Genomic DNA, 24,501 nt, shown 5'->3' on the forward strand with positions numbered 1-24,501 from the left:
CCGTGCCGGACGGGGCGCGGGGGGCACGCTGGAGGCATGGCGCGATGGCGAAGCGGATCGGGTACGGGTGCGGGGGACGAGCGGCGGCCGGGCGGTGGCGGGCCGCCGGGCGGGGACGGGCCTGGCGGCGCCGATGCCGCCGCGTTGGTGCGCGCGTTGCGCGCGGCCGTCGGCGGGGAGGTGGCGGACGACGTCACCGCCCGCGCGCTCACCACGATGGACGCCTCGAACTACCGCCGCGTACCGCTCGCCGTCGTCGCCCCGCGCGACGCGGACGACATCGCCGCGACGCTCGCGCTCTGCCGGGAGCACGGCGTGCCCGTCGTGCCGCGCGGCGGCGGCACCTCCATCGCCGGGCAGGCCACCGGCACCGGCGTGGTGCTCGACTGCACCCGGCACCTGAACCGGATCGTGGCGCTAGACCCCGAGGCCCGTACGGCGCGCGTCCAGCCGGGCGTGGTCTGCGACGCGCTGCGCTCGGCCGCCGCCCCGTACGGGCTGACCTTCGGCCCCGACCCCGCCACCCACAACCGTTGCACCATCGGCGGGATGATCGGCAACAACTCCTGCGGCTCGCACTCGGTCGCCTGGGGCACCACCGCCGACAACGTGCACGCGGTGGACGCGCTGCTGTACGGGGGCGAGCGGGTGCGGCTGGCGCGCGGTGGGCTCGACGCGCTGCCGGCACGGCTGCGCGAGGGGCTGCGCGCCCTGGTCGACGGAGATCTGGCGCTGCTGCGCACCGGCTTCCCCGACCTGCCGCGCCGCATCTCCGGCTACGCGCTCGACCAACTGCTGCCGGAGCACGGCGTCGACCTGGCACGGGCCTTCACCGGCAGCGAGGGAACCCTCGGCGTGATCGGCGAGGCGACGGTGCGGCTGGTGCCCGCGCCGGGCGCCCGGGTGCTCGCCGTGCTCGGCTACCCGGACGAGAGCAGCGCCGCCGACGCCGCCCCCACCGTGCTGCCGCACCGTCCGCTGACCGTCGAGGGGATGGCGAACGACCTGGTGGGGCCGGCCGCGGCCGGCACCCTGCCGCGCGGCGGGGCCTGGCTGTTCGTGGAGGTCGGCGGCGCGGACCCGGGGCAGGCGCGGGCGCACGCCGAAGCGCTGGTGCGCGCCGTCGCGGCCGACTGCACCGACACCGCCGTCGTCACCGAGCCGGCCAGACAGCGCGCCCTGTGGCGCATCCGCGAGGACGCGTCGGGCACCGCGACCCGGCTGCCCGGCGTCGCCGGCGGGCCCGGCGCGGAAGCCTGGCCCGGCTGGGAGGACTGCGCGGTGCCGCCCGCCCGACTCGGCGGCTACCTGCGGGACTTCCGCGCCCTGCTCGGCCAGTACGACCTGCACGGCATCCCGTACGGGCACTTCGGCGACGGCTGCATCCACGTACGCATCGACTTCGACCTGCTGACCGAACCGGGCGTGGCGCGCTTCCGGGACTTCTCCCACGACCTGGCGGACCTCGTCGTCGCGCACGGCGGGTCGCTGTCGGGCGAGCACGGCGACGGGCAGGCGCGGGCCGAGCTGCTGCCGCGGATGTACGGGCCGCGCATGGTGCGGCTCTTCGAGCGCTACAAGGACCTGTGGGATCCGGCCGGCGGGCTGAACCCGGGGATGCTGGCCAGGCCGCACCGGCTGGATGAGAACCTGCGGTTCGCGGTGCTGCCGCGGGAGCCGGTGGACGTGGTGTTCGGCTACCCGGAGGACGGCGGAGACTTCTCGGCCGCGGTCCGGCGCTGCGTGGGCGTCGCCAAGTGCCGCACCACCGGCGCGCCGGGCGCCGGCGTGATGTGCCCCTCGTTCCGGGCCACCGGCGCCGAGGAGCACTCGACGCGCGGCCGGGCCAGGCTGCTGCACGAGATGCTGGCCGGCGAACTCGTCACCGACGGCTGGCACTCCACCGAGGTGCGGGACGCGCTCGACCTGTGCCTGTCCTGCAAGGGCTGCCGCAGCGACTGCCCGGTGGGCGTGGACATGGCCACGTACAAGGCGGAGTTCCTGCACCACCACTACGCGGGCCGGCTGCGCCCCGCCGCGCACTACGCCATGGGCTGGCTGCCGGTGTGGCTGCGGGCCGCCGGCGCGCTGCACCTGGCCCCGGCGGCGAACGCGGCCACCGGCTGTGCGCCACTGGCCGCGCTGGCCAAACGCGCGGCCGGCATCGCCCCCGAGCGCGCCATCCCGGAACTCGCCACGGAACCCTTCACGCACTGGTGGCGCCGCCGCGAGCGGGAACGTGCGCGCGGGCGCGCGGGGGCGGCATCGGCGGGCCGGGGCGGCTCTGCGGGGGCGGACGGAGCGGCCCGGGGGACGGCGGCCGGGGCGTCAGTGCGGGGTCGGTCGCGCCCCGGCGGGCAGACGGTCGTGCTGTGGCCCGACACCTTCACCACCTACCTCTCGCCGTCCGTCGGCCGGGCCGCGGTCGCCGTCCTTGAGGACGCCGGGCTGCGCGTCGTGCTGCCGCCGACCGGCCGGGGCCGGCCCCTGTGTTGCGGCCTGACCTGGGTCTCCACCGGCCAACTCGACCGGGCGCGGCAGGTGATGCGGCGTACCGTGGCCGCGCTCGTGCCGGCGCTGGCCGCCGGCCTGCCGCTGGTCGTCCTGGAGCCGAGCTGCGCCGCAGCCCTCCGCAGCGACCTGCCCGAACTCCTCGGCCAGGACCATCCGGGCGTGGCCCAGCTCGCCGCGTCGGTGCTCACCTTCGCGCAGGCCCTGGAGCGGTACGCGCCCGACTGGCAGCCGCCCCGCATCGACCGCCCGGTCGTCGGCCAGACCCACTGCCACCAGCACGCGGTACTCGGCGACGCGGCCGAACGCGCCCTGCGCGCCCGCGCCGGCCTGACCGGCGAACTCGCCGGCGGCTGCTGCGGCCTGGCCGGCAACTTCGGCTTCGAGGCGGGCCACTACGAGGTCTCGGTGGCCTGTGCCGAAGAGTCCCTGCTCCCCGCCGTACGCGACCGGCCACCGGGCGCCGAGGTCATCGCCGACGGCTTCTCCTGCCGTACGCAGATCGATCAACTAGCCGGAGTGGAGGGCCAGTTGGCGCCGCGGGCGCGGCACATCGCGGAGGTGCTGGCCGCAGGTCTTGAGTCGGCTGCGGCGCGCCGCGCGTAGCCCGGGCAGGCCAGGTGGCCCGTACGGCCGTGCGATAGGTTCCGCCGCATGACCGGACTCGGAACCGTTGCCTGGCCGCCCGCCCCGATCGACACCGATCGGCTCGTGCTCCGCGCGTCCGCCGCGCGGGACCGGGCGGCGTTCGTCGAGCTGTTCGCCTCGCCGGAGGTCGGCACGTACATCGGCGGTGCGCGACCGCGCGAGGAACTGGAGCGGGCCGTCCCCGAGGTGCCGGGCAACCGGGCGGGCACCTTCGTGGTCGCGCGCGAGGGGGCGATGATCGGCATGGTCACCCTGGACCGGCGCGGTACCGAGCGGCGCGGCCGGGTCAGGGCCGAGGGCGACGAGGTCGAACTCGGCTACCTCTTCCTGCCGGCGGCCTGGGGGCACGGCTACGCGCACGAGGCGGCTGCCGCGGCGCTGGGCTGGTGCGCCGCCGCGTTGCCCGGCGAACCCGTGGTGCTGACCACCCAGAGCGTCAACGACCGGGCGGTGCGGCTCGCGGCGAGGCTGGGCTTCACCGAGGTGGAGCGGTTCGAGGAGTACGGCGCCGAGCAGTGGTTCGGCGTGTGGGCCCCGGCGGCGCCGGGCACGGCGGGTGCGCCGGGTGCCACGGCCGCGCCGGACCAGCGATAGGCGCCACGGCCGCGCCGGACCACCGGTAGCCGAAGCGGCCACGACCGGGCCCCGCCTGCCTCAGGCGGGCCCCTCGCCCATGCCCGCCATCTCCTCGCCGAAGTCGGGCACGTCCGCCGACAGCAGGTGTTCGGCCGCCCCGTCGAGCAGGGCGGCGGTCCTGGTGGAGCGGGGCAGCATGGTCCGCTCGTAGTCGCGCAGGGCCTCGTCCACGGTGGTCGCGCCGGCCAGTGCGAGGGCGAGTTCGCTGGCGTCGAGCATGGCGAGGTTGACGCCGACGCCGAGCGGCGGCATCAGATGGGCGGCGTCCCCGAGCAGGGTCACCGTGGGGTCGGGCGCCCAGGTGTGCGGGACCGGCAGGGCGAAGATCGGCCGGTGCACGTACCGGCCGTCGTTGTCGGTGAGCAACTTCCGCATGACGGGCGACCAGTGCGCGTAGGCCGTACTCAGCCTGCCCCGGATGCCGAGGGTGTCATCGCTGGTCAAGCCGCTGGCGGTGATCCAGTCGGGCGACAGGCGCTGGATGATGTAGACACGGATGCGGTTGCCGCCGTTGCGCTGGGCGAACAGTCCGCGGTCGCCGTCGGCCGCCGCCGCGCTGCCCGGGCCGACCAGCGCGGCGAGCTCCGGATGCCGCTCGTCGACGTCGGAGAACCACCCTTCGAGGAAGCTGACGCCGGTGTACGCGGGGCGCGCCGGGGAGAGCGTCGGGCGGACCCGGGAGCCCGCCCCGTCGGCGCCGATGACCAGGTCGCTCTCGATGGTCGTGCCGTCCGCGAAGTGCAGCAGCCGCGGCCCCTGCGGCGGCCCGCCGACCGCGACGAGCCGGTGCCCCCACTGCACCGTCCCCGGGCACAGCGAGTCGAGCAACAGATCGCGCAGTTCGCCGCGGTCGATCTCCGGCTTGAAGCGGTCCGCGGGCCGCGGCACGTGGTGCTGGACGAGGGTGCCGGCCGGGTCGTACTGCCGCATCTCCTGCCCCTCGGGGCGCGCCAGTTGGTGGAACGCGTCGAGCAGCCCCGCCGCCGCCAGCGCGTGCTGCCCGTTGTCCGCGTGCAGGTCGAGGGTGCCGCCCTGGTCGCGCGCGTCGCGGCCCGGGTCGCGGTCGTAGACGGTGACCGCGATGCCGTGCCGCTGGAGCACCCGAGCGCAGGTCAACCCGCCGGGTCCGGCCCCGATGACGCTGATCCTGGCCCGGGCGGGGGTGGGTGAGTGCATGACTGGTCCTTTGCTTCGCGCGGTACGGGGATGGTGGGTTCCGCCGACATGAGAGAGCGTCAACTGGCTCTCTTGGTAGGTGAGTTAGCGTCATACGCAGAGGGGAGCGACGGTCGTCGCCGGCGTGCTGGGCGGGGTGTGTCGACCCTGAAAGGGAGGCTAGGGAGAAAAGTGCAACGAGTCAACTTATTGGCTCGTTCAACCTAGGGCGGGGTGTGCTCGCCGCACGCGGGCCGGGCCCCGCGCCGCCCGCCCCGCCGGCCAATCCCGCCCCGACCCCGGCGGCTACTCGTCCCGGAAAACGCCACGGCCACCCGCGCCGCCCCACCCGCGGACCTCGCGGGGGTGGGGCGGCCGGGTGGCCGGCTCTGTACGGGTGACTGCTGCCGTACGGGCGACTGCTCCCGGCTCGGGTCAGGGGGTCTCGGCGGTCACCCGCTCCCGGTCTCGGTCGGATGCGCCGGCGGAGGTGGCGGCGGGATCGGCCTCCGCGGCCGGCTGCTCCCGGTGGGCCTCACCGTCGGCCGCGGCCGACGCCCCCGCGGGCAGCGCCTTCGCCGACAGCACCTTCGCGGACAGGGCCCCCGCGGTCAGCTCCCGGTGCGCGCCGCCGCCGGCAGCCGCGATGCGGACCGGGACCGTGTCCGCGTCGTTGTGCCGCTCCGCCCAGGTGACGAGGGCGGTGCTGCACGCGTGGTCGAGGTGGCGCAGCCCGCTGATGTCGAGCTCGATGGGCTGGTCGGCGGGCAGGCCCTCCAGCGTGTCGAGCATCTTCGGCAGCCGCAGGAAGGTCGCGTTGCCGACGAGGGTGACGCGCAGCGTGCCGCTCGGGGTCTCGGCGACCGTGGTGTGCACGTGCGAGGTCTCCCAGGCCGTCTTGATCACCGAAAGGGCCAGCCCGATCAGCACGCCCTCGAACATGTTGACCGTCACGATGGCGACGGCCGTGACGCCCAGGATGACCGCCTCGCCCCGGTGCTCACGCCACATCGGCCGCAGGTGGCGCAGCGGCAGCAGCTTCCAACCGGCGTGCACCAGGACGCCGGCGAGCGCGGCGAGCGGGATGATGCCGAGGACGGCGGGCAGCAGCGCGGCGAACAGCAGCAGCCACACGCCGTGCAGCACCCGGGACGCCTTGGTGACCGCGCCCGCGTGCACATTGGCCGAGCTGCGGACGATGACCGCGGTCATCGGCAGCGCGCCGAGCACGCCGCACACCGCGTTGCCCGCGCCCTGCGCCATCAGCTCCTTGTCGTAGTCGGTCCGCGGCCCGTCGTGCAGCCGGTCCACGGCCGCGGCGCTGAACAGGCTCTCGGCCGAAGCGATGAGGGTGAACGCCACGATGGTGCCGAGCAGCCCGACGCCCGCGAGTTCGCCGAAGTCGCCCGAGCCCGGCACGTTCACCGAGTCGAGCAGGCCCTGCACCTCCACCTTGGCGATGGACAGGTCGGCCAGTGCGGTCACGCCGGTGGCCAGCACGACGGCGGCCAGTGCGCCCGGCACCACGCGTATCTTCGCCGGCAGGTGCGGCCAGCCCACCAGCACCGCGACCACGCCGGCGCCGACGGCGAACGCGGTCAGCGCCGTACTGCTGCCGGCGACGTCACCGATCAGCCCCGGCAGCCCGGTGATCTTGTCCAGCCCGGTCTTGGGCGCGGTCAGGTCGCCCATCGCGTAGAGCTGGCCGGCGATGATGACCAGGCCGATGCCGGCCAACATGCCTTCGACGACCGACACCGAGATGGCGCGGAACCACCGGCCGCAGCCCAGCGCGCCGAGCGCGAGTTGCAGCAGCCCGGCGGCGAGCACGATGACGCCGAGGGCGCCGAGCCCGTACGTTTCGACCGCCTCGTAGACGAGTACGGTCAGGCCCGCCGCGGGGCCGCTGACCTGGAGGCTGCTGCCCGGGAGCAGGCCGGTGACCAGGCCGCCGACGATCCCCGTGATCAGCCCCACCTCGGCCGGGACGCCGGAGGCGACGGCGACGCCGACGCACAGCGGCAGGGCGACGAGGAAGACGACGAGTGAGGCGGCGAAGTCTCGCCGCAGGGTCAGGGAATTGGGACGCATGGTGTCCTCGCGATGCGGTTGGCCGTGGAGCCGGCGGCGGGGGCGCCGGACCACGGGCGGATTCGAGGAAGGGGGCGGGGAACCGCGCGGACGGGGCCCTGGGGAAGGCCGGGCAGCTCCGGATCCGTTAGTGAACTCACCTGATTTGCGCGGCAGTTGGGCAGCAAGCCGGAACGCGCGGCGGCGACGTTGCCGCGCGATGGGCCGGCTGCCCGGGCGCGCCGGACGGCAGGGTTCACAGCGGGAGGAAGGCGTCGAGGTCGGACCGGTGCGCGAAGACGGCGCCGGTGTGCACCTCGTAGAACCAGCCGTGCAGGGTGAGCTCGCCGGCCGCCAGCCGCCGCGCGACGCACGGGTACGCGCGCAGCCGTGCCAACTGGGCCCGTACGTGCACCTGCACCGGGCCCGACACGTCGGGGCCGTGTTCCGCCGCGGCCAGTGGCCCGTCCGGGCCGGTCGGCGCGGTGGTGGCGTGGGCCAGCCAGCCGGAGACCGCGGGGGCCGCGGTCAGGTCGTCGCCGCGGACCAGCGCGCCGACGGCCCCGCAGTGCGAGTGCCCGCACACCACGATGTCCGCGACGCCCAGCACCTCCACCGCGTACTCGATGGTGGCGGCCTCGCCGCTGGGGTGTGCACCGGGGTACTCGGGCACGATGTTGCCCGCCGTACGGAGTTCGAAGAGCCCGCCCGGCCGGGCGCCGGTGATCAGCGACGGCACGACGCGGGAGTCGGAGCAGGTGATGAAGAGCGCTTCCGGCGCCTGCCCCGCGGCCAGCGGGGCGAGCTGCTCGCCGCGTGCCAGCAGTTGGTGCTGGAAGGTACGGGCGTGGTCGATGAGGGATTGCATGTCAGTTGCCTCCTGCGCTGGTTGAGGGTGCGCATCGGTACGAACTGGCGTGGATGAGGTGAGAGGTGGAGAAGGTGAGCCGGAGCGCAGGAGCCGAGCGGGGGTGCACGGCCGGACGCACGGGCGTCCGGCGTGCGACCCGTGAGCGCCCGCCGGGGCGGAGGCCGGGGTAGGGCCCATCCTCACCGGTGGGTGAAGCGCCCGGGGTGGGGCGCGCGGCGCCGGTGGAGGCACACGGTGGCGTGCCCCGTGGCGCGGGCGGCGCGTGCGGGGGGTTGGGTCGCTCGGCTGGGGGCTCGGGGGTCAGGCCGACGGTTCGCGTACGGCACGGACGCGCCCGGCCACCGGTCGGCGCACGGCCGGGCCCCGGGCGGCCGACGGCGGGCCCGGGCGACGCCGAAGCGCGCCGGGGGAGTCCGCGACGGTGGGAGGGGGCCGGCCCGCGGGCCGGGGTGCGCTCAGGCGGTGGGGATCAGCAGCGGAAGACCTGGAGCATGGCGGGCAGGGCGGCATGGTGCCGTCTGCCCTGACCCAGGGACACGCAGTTGGGGCCGCCGGGCCCCGGCGCACCTGAGGGGCGTGCGGCCAGGGTCAAGGGTGTCGAACTGCCCTGGCGCATCGTCGGCGGCGGGCTCTGCGTGGCGCCGTACCGGCCCGGGGCCGTGGTCCTGGCGGGCAACTCCTCGCCCTGCCGGGTCTGGCGCGGCACGTCCTCGCACAACCGGGGTGTCTCAGCGGACTGGCTCGCGCTGGTCGATCCGGCCGGTGTGGCTGGTGCTGCCGCCTGGGCGGAGGGGCCGCCGAGCAGCACGGCCAGCAGAGCGGCGACGACGGCCGCCAACACGCTGCGCGCTGCCCAGTTCCGCATTGCTGCTTCGCCCTCGTCCGGGAGTCGGATGACTCGTCAGAAGCGCCCGATTCGTAAGGGGCGCCCCCGGCTCCTGCCCAGGACTTTCAGCGTATAGGGCAGCCGCCGCGACCGCTCGGCCGGCGAAGCGGACGGCTGACTCGCGCACCGTACGAGCCATCCGGAGCCGGCGGCCGAAACCACCCCGTCGAATCGGCGCGTATGCGCATGTCGGCGACTTAACGCGACGCATCTGCGCGGGAGTTGAGAGAAGGTGGCCGGATCGTGCGGGTGCGGGAGGGCGGGAGTTCCGTTTTCAGTGACTGAGATTCGGCCATGCGATTCGCCCGAATCCTTACCACGGGGAGGTTCTGGTAGGGGGCTGGGTAGGGGGCTGGGCCGGGTGGTGCGGTGTGTGGGGCTGGTGGGTGTGTGAAGGTGCGCCCGTCGTCGGGCGCACCGTCGAAGCGTCGGTCAAGCGGCGGGGTAGCCCACCAAGCGGTGCGATCTACATCCTCACGTCAGGCGTCGAAGTCGCCGGGCTGCACGCCTGCGATGAAGGCGGTCCATGCGGTGGTGCGGAACGCGCGGGTGGAGCCGCTCCGGTCCTCACTGTCGCGGACGAGCACGGTGCCGGTCCTGGGTGTTTGTGCCGGGGCCCATTCGATGCAGTTGCCGCCGTTGGCGTTGGTGTGACTGGGTTTGATCCACTGCTCAGACGTGGGTCGCAGTCTTTCGGAGTTGGTCGATGCGGCTCTTACGTAGCCAGTCCCACCCGTCGGGCCATGTCGAGGAGGGCGGGGCGGGCTCGTTGGTTGAGGACGAAGAGGACGCGTACGACCTCGCGTGCCATGGGGTGGGTCTGGGTCATTTCGGGGGCGATGGCGAACGCTTGGGCCAGCGCCTTCTCTGCGTCCTCGTATTTGCGTACGGCCAGTTGGGCGCGGGCGGTGTCGATGGCCAGGCGCCCCAGCCGGGTGGGGCGGAGCCCCGGCGGCGGTGCCTTGAGCAGGGGAGTCGCCATTCGTACGGCGTCGTGTGGTCGGTCGAGTTCGACGTAGGCGGCGAGTTCGTAGAGCGCGGTGTTTCCCGGGCCGAACGTGAGGTTGTGGACGAGGGCGTCCGTGGGGAGTTGTTCGGCCATGGACTTGGCCTTGCTGACATGGTCCGCGGTGGCGTTGGCGTCCCGGTGCCGTGAGGCGAGGACGACTCCTCGTAGGTGGAGTGAGCCCAGTGAGATGAGTTGCGCGGGTGTGTTCGCGGTGCCGCGCAGGGAGCGTTCGTACTGGCTGATCGCGCGTTCGACGATGGCCAGGCCGTCGTCGTACTGGCCGGCCGTCTGGTAGGTACCGGCCAGGTTCCAGGCTGCTGCGGCCTCTAGGTCTGGCGCCCATGTCTGCTGGGCGGCCCACATCTGTCGGGAGACGACCATGTCTGCCAGGTCTGCTTGTCCCATCCGGTGGGCGACGCCGTACGCGCATCCGTAGAGGTCGGCGACCTGTGCCCACGCTCCGGCCTCACCGGGAGCCGACAGCGCAACGGCGGTCGCCTGGCCGAGGGCTTCGGGCAGCATGTCGAGCAGGTCCAGGTATCGGGTCTGGGCTCGCAGTCCGATGGCTTTTTGGACCTTGGTGGCGAGTGCCGCCGGTGGCAGGACGTCTTCCCTGGGCAGGTCGTGCCGTCGCACGGCGGCCCGGAGTGCGTCCAGTGCCCGCGCCTGGTGCGAGGCGTCCGCGTACGGCTGGCCGTAGATCCGGGAGGTGGAGACGCCGAGGGCGTCGGCGACGGCGGCGATGAGTGACGGGGTGGCAGGGCGCAGCCCCGTTTCCACCTTGGAGAGTTGGCTGACGGTGAGCCCGGCCTGCCGCGCCAGCGCGGCCCGGCTGATGCGGCGGGCCTTGCGCAGCACGCTGATGTTCTCGGCCGGGGCGGGCGGCGTGTTCTGTGAGCCCATGACCGCAGCTTTCCATGCAGCGACTGCCTCAACACGCGGTCGGTGAGTCGAAGTCGCAGGCCGCTGTATGACGGCCTGAGCGTGCCTGGGCCCCCGACCCTTCGCCCAGCGGCCGGGGGTCCAGCCGTGTGAGAAGGCGGAGATCAGGCGTCGAAGTCGCCGGCCTTAACGCCCGTGACGAACGCCGACCGAGCGGCGCTGCCGAAGACGAGGGCGGGGCTGTGGGAATCCTTGCTGTCGCGGACTGGGGCGCCGTTGGCGTAGCCGTCCAGCACCTCAACGGCGCGGGGAGCGGGACTACGGGCGGTACTCGTAGCCGATCGTCATGAGTTGGGGTAGGCACCACTCGCCGTACTCGATGACCCCGTTTCCGTCGGACCAGCGGTGGGCGCCGGCGAGGATGTTCGCGCCGACGGGGATGCCGAGGTGGTTGGCCTCGTGGGCCTTGGCGCTCCGGGCGTGCATGTCGTCGCGTGCGTGCGTGATCTTTCGGCCGGTGGCTTCCAGGACCTTGCTGGTCATCGTGTGGTTGCGGGAGGGGGCGGTGTTCAGCAGTTCGGGCGCTGCGGCGAGTGAGGCGGCGGCGTACCAGGTGACTGCGTAGATGGTCCGAGTGCGCCCGCGCCCTGCTACCCACTCGCGCCGTACGGCTTGGTCCCCGTGGCTCAGGTCGAAGATCTCCGCTACGTACAGCGGTGGGCGGATCAGCTCGGCGGCGAGGACGATCGATGTCTCGCCTTCGGCGAGGAAGCTCTTTACGCGCTGCACCCTGGCGAGTCGGTCCCGGGGGGTGAGGGTCCAGCGGGGGTCGTCGGCGACGAAGGTTCCGCGGGGGGTCGTGCGGACGTAGTGCTCGACGACCAGGGCCTGGAACGCACGGCTCACGGTCGCCGCAGCGACTCCCCACGTACCGCAGAGCTCACGGTTGGACGGCAGTTTCGCCCCGGGCTCCAGCTCGCCGGACAGGATCCGCTCGCGGTAGTGGTTTGCGATGGCCTCGCAGGTGGGTTGGCTGGCCATGGGTGTCCCTTCCACTTGGCGTTGACTTGGGGTCAGGCTCTGGGGGGAACCGTGAGTCGTGCTGGTCAGGCCAGGGCCGTGTGGGGGATGGTGGTTCGTGCGCGTTCGTAGAGTGCGCGGGCGGTCTTGTTCTTGAGGTGGGGGCGGAGTCGGGCGAACATGATGCGCATCTGGTCGTCGCAGCGTCCGGAGCGTACGTGGGGATATTCGGTGAGCACGGCGCTCCAGGTGGAGCACGCTTCTTCGAGCAGACCGCTTTGGCATTGGCGATCGGCCAGCCGGCCGGTGTCGAGTACGCGCCGGCGCGTACGGGATCGGCCTTTGAGGGGCTGTAGCGCTTCCTGCATTGCCGTCACGGAACGCGAGACGTTGCCGAGGCTGTATTCAACTTGTGCGCGGTAGTAGGCGATGAGCCCCGGAGTGGCGAGACCGACCACGATCCTGTCTGACTCGGGCTCGGCCTGACCGAGGATCTTCTCGGCTTGCTGTAAGGCGGAGAACGCCTCGCCTTTCCGCGCCGAAGCTGCTGCCGCATACGCTTGTTGCGCGTAGAGGTGGACGCGCATATTGGGGCTCACGACCGGTGTGGCTGTTGCGGCTGCATTTGCCAGACGAAGGCCGGTTGAAGCGTGCCCGGCGTTTACTGCCTGAGAGCTCATGCCGTGCAGTGTGAGGCAGTGCAGGGCGGGATTGTTGGCGCCTGCCGCAAGTTCAAGTGCCTTGGTGTAGTAGTGCTGGGCGATTCCGTGGGCTCCCTCGTCAACCGCCATGTAACCCAGCAGGTAGCAGAACTCGGAGGCGACCGCTCGCACCTCGTTCCGTACGGATTCTTTCGCTGGGGCACGGAGGAGCGGGGTCACGTTGTTGACAAGGAAGGTGGCCGCACTGGGGCGGGCGACCTTTCCACCCATCACATCGTCCAACTGCGAGAAGTGCTTCAGCATAGATCGAACGAGCATCACATCGGATGAGCCAATGGCGGCAGTGCTGTCCATCCGGATGAGGTTGCTACGTCCTACTAGTTCCGCCCATGAGGGCACTGCGAGTGAAGCGGAAAAGGCTCCTGCACTGAGTAGCGTTCGACGTGCGGCATCCATGTCTAACCTTCCCAGAGAAGTGAGATCGTCGACGATATCGCTCTGCGGATCGGCCTTTCGGATGGGAGAGCTTCCGGGGAAACCCGCGTCGGCGAAGGAGATCACTCGCCCTAGTTTCCGGGACAGCACTTCGGTAACCAGGGGGCGCACTGTTCGCTTGGGTAGATGCCCGCTGAGCCACTGGTGAATGGAGGGCTCGCGGTACTTCGTTGGTGTGCCGGCCTCGGTCGCGTACCGGTTGACAGCCTGTGCGAACTGGCGCAGTGTCCAACCGGATTCTTGGAAGAGTGCTTCGAGCTTGGTGTTCGATTCCGGCGCTGACATGTGGCTCCACGCTCCTCATGCGCCCACGCTTTTAAGCGGTCTTAAATCTGGGGCTCCCGCCCACGGTACCGCTCTCCGTGCATGCCCGGTTACCTAGGGCAGCGATGCAAGCGCGAACCCCCGCGACCGCGCCAATCGGTCCGGGGGCGTGGACCACCAACGATGGGCAGGCAGCCATGAGCCAGACTACGACAGCGAATGAACGTCAGCAGCAGCCAACTGCGCCTAGAAATCGGGGAGACGTCCTGACCTGGCCCCCCTGCCAGTGCGGGGACAAGGACCGCTGCCCGGAACTCCGCCCCAAGGTCGCTCGGCCCCTCAACTTGTACGGCGGCTCCGTTGTCGTGACGGGGGGCGAGGCATGAGGGGCGACGGCACCCACCGTGTCCTGATCATGGGCACCCCGCTCCGCTTCTTCCTCAGCTTCGGTGAGGACGGCACCTGGTCGCCGGTGACGGATGTCGAGTTCCATGACGCGTATCAGGAGTCGATGTTCGACCCGGACGCGTTGCGGAGGGACGTCCTGTGCCCCAACCGGCATCGTGCCGAGTACGAGACCGTCGAAGGCTGGTGCTGGTCCGACGGCCGGGCCGCGTACGGACTCATCACCCTCAACGACCGCGCGCCGCAAGCCTGCACCGGGCTGCGCGCCCTCACCCACGGAAGTGGGGCCGCTGCATGAAGCTCGTGCATGCCGTGAGCGGCAGCGAATCCGTCAACCCGCCCCGCGAGGTCTGGGTGTTCTTGCTGGTCCGCTGCCCGGCAGAAAACCCGAAGTACTTCGCGCCGCTGGGCATGTGGCCGCGTGTACTTCAGGTCGTACGGGACGGGTGGGCTTGCCCGCCGGGGGTCATCGTGCAACCCGGGGAGGCGATCGTTGACGCCGCCCGCCGCGTGGCTGACGCGCTCGGCATCCGGTTGCCCAAGGCGGCAGCCCTGCTCGCGGTCGATCAGCAACCCGCCATCGACGGCGAGCAGGACGAGGAAATCGCCTTCGTCTTCGACGGCGGCAGTGCGGCCGAAGACGCCTTCGCCGATCTGCCTCGCGATCAGGTCGAGGTCGAGTGGTCGGCCGTGGAGAACCTGGAGCGCGTCGCGCTCGTCCACGCCCTGCGTACGCGGCTGCTGGCCGTCGAGCCACCTGTGCTGGTGGAGGGGATGCCGCTGCCCGAGCCGGGGCGGGGGAAGGGAGACGGGGCGGGAGAGTAAGCCCCTCACCCGGCTGGCGCTGTTGGTGGGCGGCATCCCGGGGGCGGGGGCCGCGATCCGGCGGCGCCCCCGGTCACTCCAACCTGTCATCCCTCCCGGCGGCGCCCGGCCGCTCCAACCCGTCACCCTTCCCGGCAGCGCCCAACCGCCCCGCTCGGCCACCCCACCCAGCGGCGCGCCCAGCCCCCCCACCAGTGCCCAACCGCCCCGCCCGACCGTCTCCCCAGCAACCCGCCCCCATGAATAATGCAATCACGCTTGCTTGTTTCTGAGGGCGCTGTCACTCTCGTCCTCGGCGTGGGTGCGCGGCCCCGGTTGGTCCGCGCGGGGGCGGGGCGGAAGGAATGGCCCCGGGTCCCCAACTCCCTTGCCCGGTAAGGATCGCGTGGCCCGTACGGGATCAGCTCCCGTGGCCGACGAGGGGAGTGCACCGTGGCCGACACCGCTGCCCTGCTCGATGATCTGCGCGCCGAGGGGGAGTCCCTGGAGGCGCTAGTCAGTGGGCTCGATCCGGGCCAGTGGCTTCGGCCCACGCCCGCCGTCGGATGGACCATCGCCCACCAGATCGCCCATCTGGCCTGGACCGACGCCCGGGCGGGCGAGGCGATCACGGCCCCTGAGGTCTTCGCGCGCGAGGTGGCCGAGTCGCGCCGGGCGCCGGACCGGTTCGTTGACGACGGGGCCGCGGCCGGCGCGGCCGAGCAGCCCGCCGCCCTGCTGAGCCGCTGGCGCGCCGGCCGTACCCACCTGATCGACCTGCTCGCCGAGTTGCCGGCGGGCGCGAAGCTGCCCTGGTACGGGCCGGCGATGGGCGCTGCGTCGATGGCGACGGCCCGGCTGATGGAGACCTGGGCGCACGGCCAGGACGTCGCCGACGCGCTCGGCGTGCGCCGGCCGGCCACCGCGCGGCTGCGCCACATCGCCCACATCGGCACCAGGGCCCGCGACTACGCGTACCTGGTCCACGATCTGGACCCGCCGCAGGAGGAGTTCCGGGTCGAGTTGACCGCGCCCGACGGCTCGTTGTGGTGTTACGGGCCGCCCACCGCGACCCAGCGCGTCAGCGGGCCCGCGCTCGACTTCTGTCTGCTGGTCACCCAGCGCGCCCACCGCGATGACCTGGCCTTGCGGGTGGACGGCGCGGAGGCGCGGCGCTGGCTCGGCATCGCCCAGGCGTTCGCCGGGCCGCCCGGCCGCGGGCGCCGCGCGGGCGGTACGCCCGGTGCGACGGGGCCGACGGGGCAGGACGATGACGGCGGCCCCGCCCCCGTCCCCGCCCCCGGTGCGCGCATCGCCGGCTGTGCGGTGGGCCGGGCGGCCCCGGTCGCCCGTACGGCGAAGCGGTCGCGTGCGGCGAGGGCGGCCGATCTGGTGCGTACGAGCGATGCGGCACGTACCGCTGAATCGGCGCGTACCGCTGACTCGGCGCGTACGGCCGACCCGGTCCGTACGGCCCATTCGGCGCGTACGACCGACCCGGCGCGGGCAGCGGGTGGCGTGGCCGTTCCGGCCTGCCCCTCGGGGGCGGTCCGGCCCAGCGGGGCCCGCGGATGAGCGCAGCCGCCCCGCCGCCCGGAGCCCCGCCGCTGCCCTCCGCGCCGCCCGGGCCGCTGCGGATCGGCAACGCGTCCGGCTTCTACGGCGACCGCTTCTCGGCGGTCAGGGACATGCTCACCGGTGGGCCGCTGGACGTGCTCACCGGGGACTACCTGGCCGAGTTGACCCTGCTCATCCTGGGGCGGGACCGGCTGAAGGACCCCGGGCGCGGCTATGCGAAGACCTTCGTCGGGCAACTGGAAGAGGGGCTCGGGCTCGCCGTCGAGCGGGGCGTGCGGATCGTCACCAACGCCGGCGGGCTGGCCCCGGCCGCGCTCGCCGACGCCGTACGGGAACTCGCCGACCGGCTCGGGATCGCGGTCCGGGTGGCCCACGTGACCGGCGACGACGTGCTGGCCCGCGGGCGGCGCGAAGGGTGGGGCGCGGACGCGCTCACCGCCAACGCGTATCTGGGCGGCGCGGGCATCACCGCCTGTCTGCGCGCCGGCGCCGATGTCGTGGTCACCGGCAGGGTCACCGACGCCGCGCTGGTCAGCGGGGCCGCGGTCGCCCACTTCGACTGGGCGGCCGACGACTGGAACGCGCTGGCCGGAGCCGTGGTCGCCGGCCACGTCCTGGAGTGCGGCACCCAGGCCACCGGCGGCAACTACGCCTTCTTCACCGAACTCCTTCAGGCCGCGGAACCTGTCCAGGCTGCGGAACCCGTCCGGACCGCGGCACCCCTCCAGACCAGCGGGCCGACCCCCTTCCACCCCGGCTTCCCGCTCGCCGAGATCCACGCCGACGGCTCCAGCGTGATCACCAAGCACCCGGGGACCGGTGGCGCGGTCACCGTGGAGACCGTCACCGCGCAACTCCTGTACGAGACGCAGGGCGCGCGCTACGCCGGGCCCGACGTCACCGCCCGCCTGGACACGGTGCGGCTCGCCGCCGAAGGACCCGACCGGGTGCGGATCAGCGGGGTCCGCGGGGAGGCCCCGCCGCCCGACCTGAAGGTGGGCGTGACCAGCGTCCGCGGCTGGCGCAACGAGGTCACCTTCGTCCTGACCGGGCTCGACATCGACGCCAAGGCCGCCCTCGTACGCGCCCAGATGGAAGCCGCGCTCGCCGACCGGCGGCCGGCTGACCTGCGCTGGACCCTGGCCCGTACGGACCACCCGGACGCCGCCGTACAGGAGGAGGCCAGCGCCCTGCTGCGGCTGGTGGCGCGCGACGCGGCGGCCGAATCCGTGGGCCGGGCGCTCGGCGCAGCCGCCGTCGAACTCGCCCTCGCCAGCGTCCCCGGCCTCCACCTCACCGCCCCGCCCGGCAAGGGCACCCCGTACGGCGCCTTCGACGCGGTCTTCCTGCCGGCGGCCGGCGTGCCGCACACGGCCGTGCTGCCCGGCGGCGAGCGGCTGCCGATCCCCGCGCCCGGCCACACCCGCGGCCTCGCCCCGGTCGACCCGCCGCCGTTGCCCGAGCCGCTGCCGGCCGGCCTGCCCACCCGGCGCGCCCCGCTCGGCGCGGTCTTCGGCGCCCGCAGCGGCGACAAGGGCGGCTGCGCGGGCCTCGGCGTCTGGGCCCGTACGGAGGAGGGCTGGCGCTGGCTCGCGCACGAGCTGACCGTGTCGCGACTGCGCCAACTCCTGCCGGAGACAGCCGAGTTGAGCATCAGCCGGCATCTGCTGCCCGAGCTGCGCGGGCTCACCTTCCTGATCGAGGGGCTGCTGGGCGCGGGCGTTGCGGCCGGCGCCAGGTTCGACCCGCAGGCCAAGGCCGTCGGCGAGTGGCTGCGCGCCCGGCACGTCGAACTACCGGAGGTGTTGTGGTGACCGTCCTCGCGTCCGCGCTCGATGTGAGCGGCGCGGAGTACGCGGCCCGCCGGGCGGCGATGCTCGACAAGCTGGCCGCCGTCGCCGCCGAGCACGCCAAGGCGGTGGCCGGCGGCGGCGAGAAGTACGCGACTCGCCATCGGGCCCGCGGCAAGTTGCTGCCCCGCGAGCGCATCGAGCTGCTGCTCGACCCCGACACGCCCTTCCTCGAACTCTCCCCGCTGGCCGCCTGGGGCAGCGAAGCGCCGGCGTACGCGGTGGGCGCGGCCCTGGTCACCGGCGTCGGCGTGGTCGCCGGCGTGGAGTGCGTGATCGTCGCCAACGACCCGACCGTACGCGGCGGCGCCAGCAACCCCTGGACGCTGAAGAAGGCGCTGCGCGCCCACGAGATCGCCCGCACCAACCGGCTGCCGGTCATCTCGCTGGTCGAGTCGGGCGGCGCCGACCTGCCCAGCCAGAAGGAGGTCTTCATCCCCGGGGGCGCCCTCTTCCGGGACCTGACCAGGCTGTCGGCGGCCGGCATCCCGACGGTGGCCGTGGTGTTCGGCAACGCGACCGCCGGCGGCGCGTACGTGCCCGGCATGTCCGACCACACGATCATGGTCAAGGAGCGGGCCAAGGTCTTCCTCGGCGGCCCGCCGCTGGTCAAGATGGCCACCGGCGAGGAGAGCGACGACGAGTCGCTGGGCGGCGCCGAGATGCACGCCCGCACCTCCGGCCTCGCCGACCACTTCGCCGTCGACGAGCCGGACGCGCTGCACCGGACCCGCCGCATCGTCGCCCGCCTGAACTGGACCAAGGCGCACCCGGGCCCGCCGCCCGGGCAGCCGCCGCGCTATCCGGCCGATGAACTCCTCGGCATCGTGCCGGACGATCTGAAGGCCCCGTTCGACCCGCGCGAGGTGATCGCCCGGATCGTCGACGGCTCGGACTTCGACGAGTTCAAACCGCTGTACGGGCCGAGCCTGACCACCGGCTGGGCCCGGCTGCACGGCTATCCGGTGGGGGTGCTGGCCAACGCCCAAGGGGTGCTGTTCTCGGCCGAGGCGCAGAAGGCCGCCCACTTCATCCAACTCGCCAACCAGCGCGACCTGCCGCTGATCTTCCTGCACCACACCACCGGCTACATGGTCGGCAAGGAGTACGAGCAGGGCGGCATCATCAAGCACGGCGCCGCGATGATCAATGCGGTCGCCAACTCCACCGTCCCGCACCTGTCCGTCCTCGTCGGCGCCTCCTACGGCGCCGGCCACTACGGCATGTGCGGGCGCGCCTTCGACCCCCGCTTCCTGTTCGCCTGGCCGAGCGCCAAGTCCGCGGTGATGGGCCCGCAGCAGTTGGCCGGCGTCCTCTCGCTGGTCGCCCGCGCCGCGGCAGCCGCTAAGGGCCAGCCGTACGACGAGGAGGGCGACGCCGCGCTGCGGGCCGCGGTGGAGCAGCAGATCGAGGCCGAGTCGCTGCCGCTGTTCCTGTCCGGGCGGCTGTACGACGACGGCGTCATCGACCCCCGCGATACCAGGACCGTGCTCGGGCTGTGCCTGTCGGCCGTGCACGGCGCGCCGGTCGAGGGCGCCCGCGGCGGCTTCGGCGTCTTCCGGATGTGAGGCCCACGTGATCACCAACCTGCTCGTCGCCGGCCGCGGCGAAATCGCCCGCCGTATCTTCCGCACCTGCCGTGACCTGGGCATCGGCACCGTCGCCGTGTTCTCGGACGCCGACGCGGACGCCCCGTACGTCCGTGAGGCGGACGCCGCACGCCACCTGCCGGGCAACGCGCCCGCCGACACCTACCTCCGCGCCGACCTGCTGGTGCGGGCCGCGCTGGAGTGCGGCGCGGACGCCGTCCACCCCGGCTACGGCTTCCTCTCCGAACACCCGGACTTCGCCCGCGCCGTCCTCGCCGCCGGGCTGACCTGGGTCGGCCCGCCGCCGGCGGCGATGGCCGCCATGGCCTCCAAGACCCGCGCCAAGACGGTGCTCGCGGCGGCCGGTGTCCCGCTGCTGGCCCCCGTCGACCCGGCCGCCGCCACCGAAGCCGACCTGCCGCTGCTGGTCAAGGCGGCGGCCGGCGGCGGTGGGCGCGGTATGCGCGTCGTACGGCAACTTGCTGAGCTTGAGCGAGAGTTGAAGGGAGCCAGCGCCGAGGCGGCGGCGGCCTTCGGGGACGGCGAGGTGTTCGCCGAACCGTACCTGGAGCACGGGCGCCACGTGGAGGTGCAGGTGCTCGCCGACGCGCACGGCACGGTCTGGACGCTCGGCACCCGCGACTGCTCGCTCCAGCGTCGGCACCAGAAGGTCATCGAGGAGGCCCCGGCCCCCGCGCTGCCCACGGCGCTCCGCGACGAACTGCACGCCGCCGCCGTCCGGGCGGCGACCGCCATCGACTACCGCGGCGCCGGCACCGTCGAATTCCTCGTCTCCCGAAACGGCCGCGCCGCCTTCCTGGAGATGAACACCCGCCTCCAGGTCGAACACCCGGTCACCGAGGCCGTCTACGGCATCGACCTGGTCGCCTGGCAACTGCGCGTCGCCGAGGGCGCGGCGCTCCCCGCGACCCCGCCCGAACCCGTCGGGCACGCGGTGCAGGCCCGGCTGTACGCGGAGGACCCCGGCCGCGACTGGCAGCCGCAGACCGGGCCGGTGCACCGGTTCGAGCTGCCCGCCGAGGTCAGGAACGGGCCGGCGGCCAGCCGTACCCCATCCGGCCTGCGCGTCGACGCGGGGGTGGCCGCCGGCGACACCGTCGGCGTGCACTACGACGCGATGCTGGCCAAGGTCATCGCCTGGGCGCCGACCCGCGCCGAGGCCGTCCGCACGCTGTCCCACGCCCTGCAACGGGCCCGCCTGCACGGCCCGCACACCAACCGTGACCTGCTCGTACGCGCCCTGCGCCAGCCGCAGTTCGGCGCCGCCGAGCTGGACACCGGCTTCCTGACCCGGCACCGCGCGGCACTGACCGCGCCCGCGCCGCCGGCCGCCGTCCACCTCGCCGCGCTGGCCGCGGCCCTGGCCGACGGCTGCGACCGCTCCCGCTTCGGCCCCTGGCGCAACGTACCGTCCCAGCCGCAGACCAAGACCTACCGCAGCGAACCGGACGGCACCGAACACACCGTGCGCTACCACCTCACCCACGACGGCCCGTGCGCCGTCGACCTGCCCGACGTGCGGGTGCTCACGGTCGCCCGCGACGCGGTCGTCCTTGAGGTCGCCGGCGTACGGCAGCGCTACGCGGTCGCGGCGTACGCGGACGGCGACGCGGTGTACGTGGACGGGCCGGCCACCCCCGCCCCGGCCGGCCACCCCACGGCCCACGCCTTCACCCGCCTCCCGCGCTTCCCCGACCCCGCCGCCCGCACCGAACCCGGCTCGCTGCTCGCACCGCTGCCCGGCACGGTCCTGCGGCTGGCGGGCGTGGCGGTGGGCGATGCCGTACGGGCCGGGCAGCCGCTGCTCTGGCTTGAGGCGATGAAGATGGAGCACCAGATCAGCGCCCCCGCCGCCGGCACCCTCACCGAACTCCCCGTCACGGCGGGCCAACAGGTGGACGTCAGCACCCTGCTGGCGGTCGTCACGGCCCCTGACTGACCACGCGCGCGTGACTGGCCGGGCGTACTCCCCGACCGGCCGCCGCGCGCACCCCGGCCGCCGCGCGCACCCCGGCCGGCCGCCACCCGCCCCGCCCCGCCCGGGCCGACCGTCGCGCACCCCGACCAGCCACCGCCACCGCGTACCACCGACCGAGACCGCGCACCCCGACCCACCGACCTGGGCCGGCCCCCGTGCACAATCCCGGGAGCCGGCCGGACGACTGGCAGGACCCGCGCCGAGGAGGACGCCATGCCCCACGCCCTGATCGAGTCCGAGGAACACCGCGCCCTGCGCGCCGCGGTCGCCGCGCTCGGTGCGCGCTACGGCCGCCCCTACCTGGACGGCGTCGTACGCGCCGGCGGCTACCCCGACGAACTCTGGTCCGAGGCAGGCGAGTTGGGCTACCTCGGCGTCAACCTGCCGGCGGCCTACGGCGGCGGGGGCGCCGGCATCACCGAACTCGCCCTCGTCCTCGAAGAGCTCGGCGCGGCCGGCTGCCCGCTGCTGATGATGGTGGTCTCGCCGGCGATCTGCGGCACGGTCATCGCCAGGTTCGGCACCGAGGAGCAGCAGCGGGCCTGGCTGCCCGGGCTCGCCACCGGATCGCACACGATGGCCTTCGGCATCACCGAGCCCGACGCGGGTTCCAACGCGCACCGCATCACCACCACCGCCCGCAGGGACGGCGCGGACTGGGTGCTCACCGGTCGGAAGGTCTTCATCTCCGGGGTGGACCGCGCCGACGCGACGCTGATCGTCGGCCGCACCGAGGACGCCCGCACCGGCAGCCTCAAGCCCTGCCTGTTCATCGTCCCGCGGGACGCTCCGGGCTTCGCTTACCGGCCCATCCCGATGGAGGTGGCGGCTGCGGAGAAGCAGTTCGAACTGACCCTGGACGAGGTGCGGCTGCCGGCCGCCGCACTGGTCGGCGACGAGGACGCGGGGCTGCGCCAACTCTTCGCCGGGCTCAACCCGGAACGCATCATGACCGCCGCGTTCGGCCTCGGCATGGGCAGGTTCGCGCTGTCCCGAGCCGTCGAGTACGCGGGGTCCCGCCAGGTCTGGCAGACCCCGATCGGCGCCCACCAGGCCATCGCCCACCCGCTGGCCCAGTCCCACATCGAACTCGAACTCGCCCGGCTGATGATGCAGAAGGCCGCGCACCTCTACGACGCGGGCGAGGACCGGGCGGCGGGCGAGGCCGCCAACATGGCCAAGTACGCGGCCGGCGAGGCGACCGTGAACGCCGTCGACCGCGCCGTACACACCCTCGGCGGCAACGGCCTGGCCTCGGAGTACGGGCTCGCCTCGCTGGTCACGGCGGCCCGTGTGGTGCGCATAGCCCCGGTCAGCCGCGAGATGATCCTCAACTACGTCTCGCACGCCTCACTCGGCCTCCCCAAGTCGTACTGAACCCCTGCGCGGGCCCCGGCCGCGACCGGCAGCCGCCCCGCCCACGGCAACGGAACGGACCGCGGGGCGCAAGAACCCCACGACGAGAACCCCGAGAAGCGCACGCCCACCCCAAGAGACATAACCACCTCAAGAGGCGCACTCACCCCAAAAGCGCAGGAACGCAGGAACACCGGAGCGAGCACAGCCGTCAGGACCAGCAACAGCAACTCTCGAACCAGGAAGGAGGCCGGCGGACCGATGACCGAGCCATCCGATGGCCACCGGCCGGCGGGGCCGAACGAGGAGCGCCCGGCACCGCTCGTACGACGTGGCCACGACCGCGGCATCGCCACCCTCACCCTCGACTCGCCGCACAACCGCAACGCGCTCTCGTCCCGCCTGGTCGCGGAGTTGCTCGCGGGCCTGACGGCAGCCGCTGCCGACCCGGCGGCCCGGGCGGTGTTGGTCGACCACACGGGCAACACGTTCTGCGCCGGCGCCGACCTGTCCGAGGCGACGTCGGCGGCGCCGAAGGGGCTCGCGGGCCCGGCCCCCGCCGGCGACGACGCCGTACCGCGCGGCCCGCAGGCCATCGTCCACCTGATGCGCGCCATCGTGGAGTTGCCGCTGCCCGTGGTGGCCCGGGTGCGCGGACACGTACGGGCCGGCGGGCTCGGCCTGCTCGGCGCGTGTGACGTCGCGGTGGCCGGGCCGGCGGCCAGCTTCGCCTTCACCGAGGTCAGGCTCGGCCTCGCGCCGGCCGTCATCTCGCTGCCGCTGCTGCCCAGGCTCGACCCGCGGGCCGCCGGCCGCTACTACCTCACCGGCGAGCGGTTCGACGCGGCCGAGGCCGCGAGGATCGGCCTGATCACTCTGGCCGGCGACCCGGAACGGGCGCTCGAACCGATCCTGGACGGGCTGCGCCGCGGCGCGCCACAGGGCCTGGCCGCGGCGAAGCGGCTGGCCACGGCCGAGGTGCGGCGCACCTTCGACCGGGACGCCGCGGCCCTGGTCGCCGAGTCGGCACGGCTCTTCGCATCGGCCGAGGCCCGCGAAGGAATGACCGCCTTTCTGGAACGCCGTGCCCCGATATGGCCATCTACCCGTACCGAACGGGTGGCGTCGGCCGCCCCCAGTACCGCGGAGGCCCCCCGTTGACCACCCGCCCAGCCCTGCGCGACCCCAAGCAGGACCGCAGCCGAGCCACCCGGCAGCGGCTGCTCGAAGCCGCCATCTGCTGTCTCGCCGACCACGGCTGGGCCGGCTCGACCGTCGCGGTGGTCGCCGAGCGGGCCGGCGTCTCCCGGGGCGCCGCGCAGCACCACTTCCCCACCCGCGAGGACCTGTTCACGGCCGCCGTCGAGCAGGTCGCCGAGGAGCGGACGGCCGCGCTGCGCTCGCTGCTGCCGGCCGCGGCCGACCCGCCCGAGCGGGACGGCCCCGAGCGGACGCACGCCGTGGTGGACGGCCTGATCAGCCTGTACACCGGGCCGCTGTTCCGGGCCGCGCTGCAACTGTGGGTGGCGGCCTCCAACGAGCCGCAACTCGGCTCCCGGGTGCAGGCGCTCGAAGCCCGCATCGGCCGCGAGACGCACCGCATGGCGATCGAACTCCTCGGCGCCGACGAGCGCGTCCCCGGCGTCCGCGAAACGGTGCAGGGCATGCTCGACATGGCCCGCGGCCTCGGCCTCGCCAACCTCCTCACGGACGACGCCCCCCGACGCGAACGCGTGGTCACCCAGTGGGCGAGACTGATCCACGAGGTGCTGGCACGGGGCTGACGCGGAGTCGACACGCACGGTCCCCCG

19 protein-coding genes and 1 pseudogene are annotated in these 24,501 nt (G+C 73.6%); 11 read left to right on the forward strand and 9 right to left on the reverse strand.

Annotated elements, in window-relative coordinates:
- The first annotated feature begins 36 nt into the window (after window positions 1-36).
- Both ACMA1D_RS19605 and ACMA1D_RS19610 read left to right on the forward strand, forming a co-directional pair.
- Window positions 37-3,117, forward strand: a complete 3,081-nt coding sequence (locus ACMA1D_RS19605; protein WP_414725302.1) for an FAD-binding and (Fe-S)-binding domain-containing protein — start codon at window positions 37-39, stop codon at window positions 3,115-3,117.
- A gap of 48 nt (window positions 3,118-3,165) precedes the next feature.
- Window positions 3,166-3,753: a GNAT family N-acetyltransferase gene (locus ACMA1D_RS19610; protein ID WP_414725303.1), complete on the forward strand. Its 588-nt coding sequence runs from the start codon at window positions 3,166-3,168 to the stop codon at window positions 3,751-3,753.
- Between the two features lie 60 nt (window positions 3,754-3,813).
- Here the strand turns inward: ACMA1D_RS19610 and ACMA1D_RS19615 are convergent, their stop codons facing one another.
- The 9 genes and pseudogenes from ACMA1D_RS19615 to ACMA1D_RS19655 all read right to left on the reverse strand — a co-directional run bounded on the left by ACMA1D_RS19615 (window position 3,814) and on the right by ACMA1D_RS19655 (window position 13,130).
- Window positions 3,814-4,971 carry an FAD-dependent oxidoreductase gene (locus ACMA1D_RS19615; protein WP_414725304.1) on the reverse strand — a complete coding sequence of 386 codons (1,158 nt, stop codon included), beginning with the start codon at window positions 4,969-4,971 and terminating at the stop codon, window positions 3,814-3,816.
- A 414-nt stretch (window positions 4,972-5,385) separates the two neighbouring features.
- Entirely contained in the window at window positions 5,386-7,041 is a 1,656-nt protein-coding gene (locus tag ACMA1D_RS19620; RefSeq protein WP_414725305.1) for a SulP family inorganic anion transporter, read from the reverse strand.
- 235 nt (window positions 7,042-7,276) lie between these two features.
- Window positions 7,277-7,888, reverse strand: a complete 612-nt coding sequence (locus ACMA1D_RS19625) for a carbonic anhydrase (RefSeq protein WP_414725306.1) — start codon at window positions 7,886-7,888, stop codon at window positions 7,277-7,279.
- Between the two features lie 472 nt (window positions 7,889-8,360).
- A complete protein-coding gene (locus ACMA1D_RS19630; RefSeq protein ID WP_349993808.1) occupies window positions 8,361-8,756 on the reverse strand; it encodes a hypothetical protein in 396 nt (131 codons plus the stop codon).
- A gap of 500 nt (window positions 8,757-9,256) precedes the next feature.
- Window positions 9,257-9,466 carry a DUF397 domain-containing protein gene (locus ACMA1D_RS19635; protein WP_414725368.1) on the reverse strand — a complete coding sequence of 70 codons (210 nt, stop codon included), beginning with the start codon at window positions 9,464-9,466 and terminating at the stop codon, window positions 9,257-9,259.
- 26 nt (window positions 9,467-9,492) lie between these two features.
- The gene (locus tag ACMA1D_RS19640; RefSeq protein WP_414725307.1) at window positions 9,493-10,689 is read right to left on the reverse strand and encodes a helix-turn-helix domain-containing protein; all 1,197 of its coding nucleotides are present in this window, start codon (window positions 10,687-10,689) and stop codon (window positions 9,493-9,495) included.
- Between the two features lie 143 nt (window positions 10,690-10,832).
- Window positions 10,833-10,973: pseudogene (locus ACMA1D_RS19645) on the reverse strand (DUF397 domain-containing protein); the annotation flags it as partial.
- Window positions 10,974-10,986: 13 nt separating this feature from the next.
- A complete protein-coding gene (locus ACMA1D_RS19650) occupies window positions 10,987-11,709 on the reverse strand; it encodes a GntR family transcriptional regulator (protein ID WP_414725308.1) in 723 nt (240 codons plus the stop codon).
- 65 nt (window positions 11,710-11,774) lie between these two features.
- Window positions 11,775-13,130 carry a tetratricopeptide repeat protein gene (locus tag ACMA1D_RS19655; RefSeq protein WP_414725309.1) on the reverse strand — a complete coding sequence of 452 codons (1,356 nt, stop codon included), beginning with the start codon at window positions 13,128-13,130 and terminating at the stop codon, window positions 11,775-11,777.
- A 361-nt stretch (window positions 13,131-13,491) separates the two neighbouring features.
- On the opposite strand from ACMA1D_RS19655, the gene ACMA1D_RS19660 reads away from it, so the two are divergent.
- From ACMA1D_RS19660 to ACMA1D_RS19700, 9 genes are all read left to right on the forward strand, one after another.
- Window positions 13,492-13,812 (forward strand): hypothetical protein, encoded by a 321-nt coding sequence (locus tag ACMA1D_RS19660; protein ID WP_414725310.1) that lies wholly within the window; start codon window positions 13,492-13,494, stop codon window positions 13,810-13,812.
- The gene (locus tag ACMA1D_RS19665; RefSeq protein ID WP_414725311.1) at window positions 13,809-14,339 is read left to right on the forward strand and encodes a hypothetical protein; all 531 of its coding nucleotides are present in this window, start codon (window positions 13,809-13,811) and stop codon (window positions 14,337-14,339) included. Before ACMA1D_RS19660 ends, ACMA1D_RS19665 begins: the two co-directional genes overlap by 4 nt.
- Before the next feature lie 432 nt (window positions 14,340-14,771).
- The gene (locus tag ACMA1D_RS19670) at window positions 14,772-15,893 is read left to right on the forward strand and encodes a TIGR03084 family metal-binding protein (RefSeq protein WP_414725312.1); all 1,122 of its coding nucleotides are present in this window, start codon (window positions 14,772-14,774) and stop codon (window positions 15,891-15,893) included.
- Entirely contained in the window at window positions 15,890-17,710 is a 1,821-nt protein-coding gene (locus tag ACMA1D_RS19675; RefSeq protein ID WP_414725313.1) for an acyclic terpene utilization AtuA family protein, read from the forward strand. Before ACMA1D_RS19670 ends, ACMA1D_RS19675 begins: the two co-directional genes overlap by 4 nt.
- On the forward strand, window positions 17,707-19,314 hold the full coding sequence (locus ACMA1D_RS19680; protein ID WP_414725314.1) for an acyl-CoA carboxylase subunit beta: 1,608 nt from the start codon (window positions 17,707-17,709) through the stop codon (window positions 19,312-19,314). Before ACMA1D_RS19675 ends, ACMA1D_RS19680 begins: the two co-directional genes overlap by 4 nt.
- Before the next feature lie 7 nt (window positions 19,315-19,321).
- Window positions 19,322-21,295, forward strand: coding sequence for a biotin carboxylase N-terminal domain-containing protein (locus tag ACMA1D_RS19685; RefSeq protein WP_414725315.1), 1,974 nt, complete (start codon window positions 19,322-19,324; stop codon window positions 21,293-21,295).
- Window positions 21,296-21,547: 252 nt separating this feature from the next.
- A complete protein-coding gene (locus ACMA1D_RS19690) occupies window positions 21,548-22,711 on the forward strand; it encodes an acyl-CoA dehydrogenase family protein (RefSeq protein WP_414725316.1) in 1,164 nt (387 codons plus the stop codon).
- Window positions 22,712-22,951: 240 nt separating this feature from the next.
- Window positions 22,952-23,851 carry an enoyl-CoA hydratase family protein gene (locus ACMA1D_RS19695; protein ID WP_414725317.1) on the forward strand — a complete coding sequence of 300 codons (900 nt, stop codon included), beginning with the start codon at window positions 22,952-22,954 and terminating at the stop codon, window positions 23,849-23,851.
- Window positions 23,848-24,474 carry a TetR/AcrR family transcriptional regulator gene (locus ACMA1D_RS19700; protein WP_414725318.1) on the forward strand — a complete coding sequence of 209 codons (627 nt, stop codon included), beginning with the start codon at window positions 23,848-23,850 and terminating at the stop codon, window positions 24,472-24,474. The genes ACMA1D_RS19695 and ACMA1D_RS19700 overlap by 4 nt, the downstream gene beginning before the upstream one ends.
- The last annotated feature ends 27 nt before the right edge of the window (window positions 24,475-24,501 follow it).

It is taken from the genome of Streptomyces sp. 796.1, from assembly GCF_047525675.1.
Taxonomy (GTDB): Bacteria; Actinomycetota; Actinomycetes; order Streptomycetales; family Streptomycetaceae; genus Streptomyces.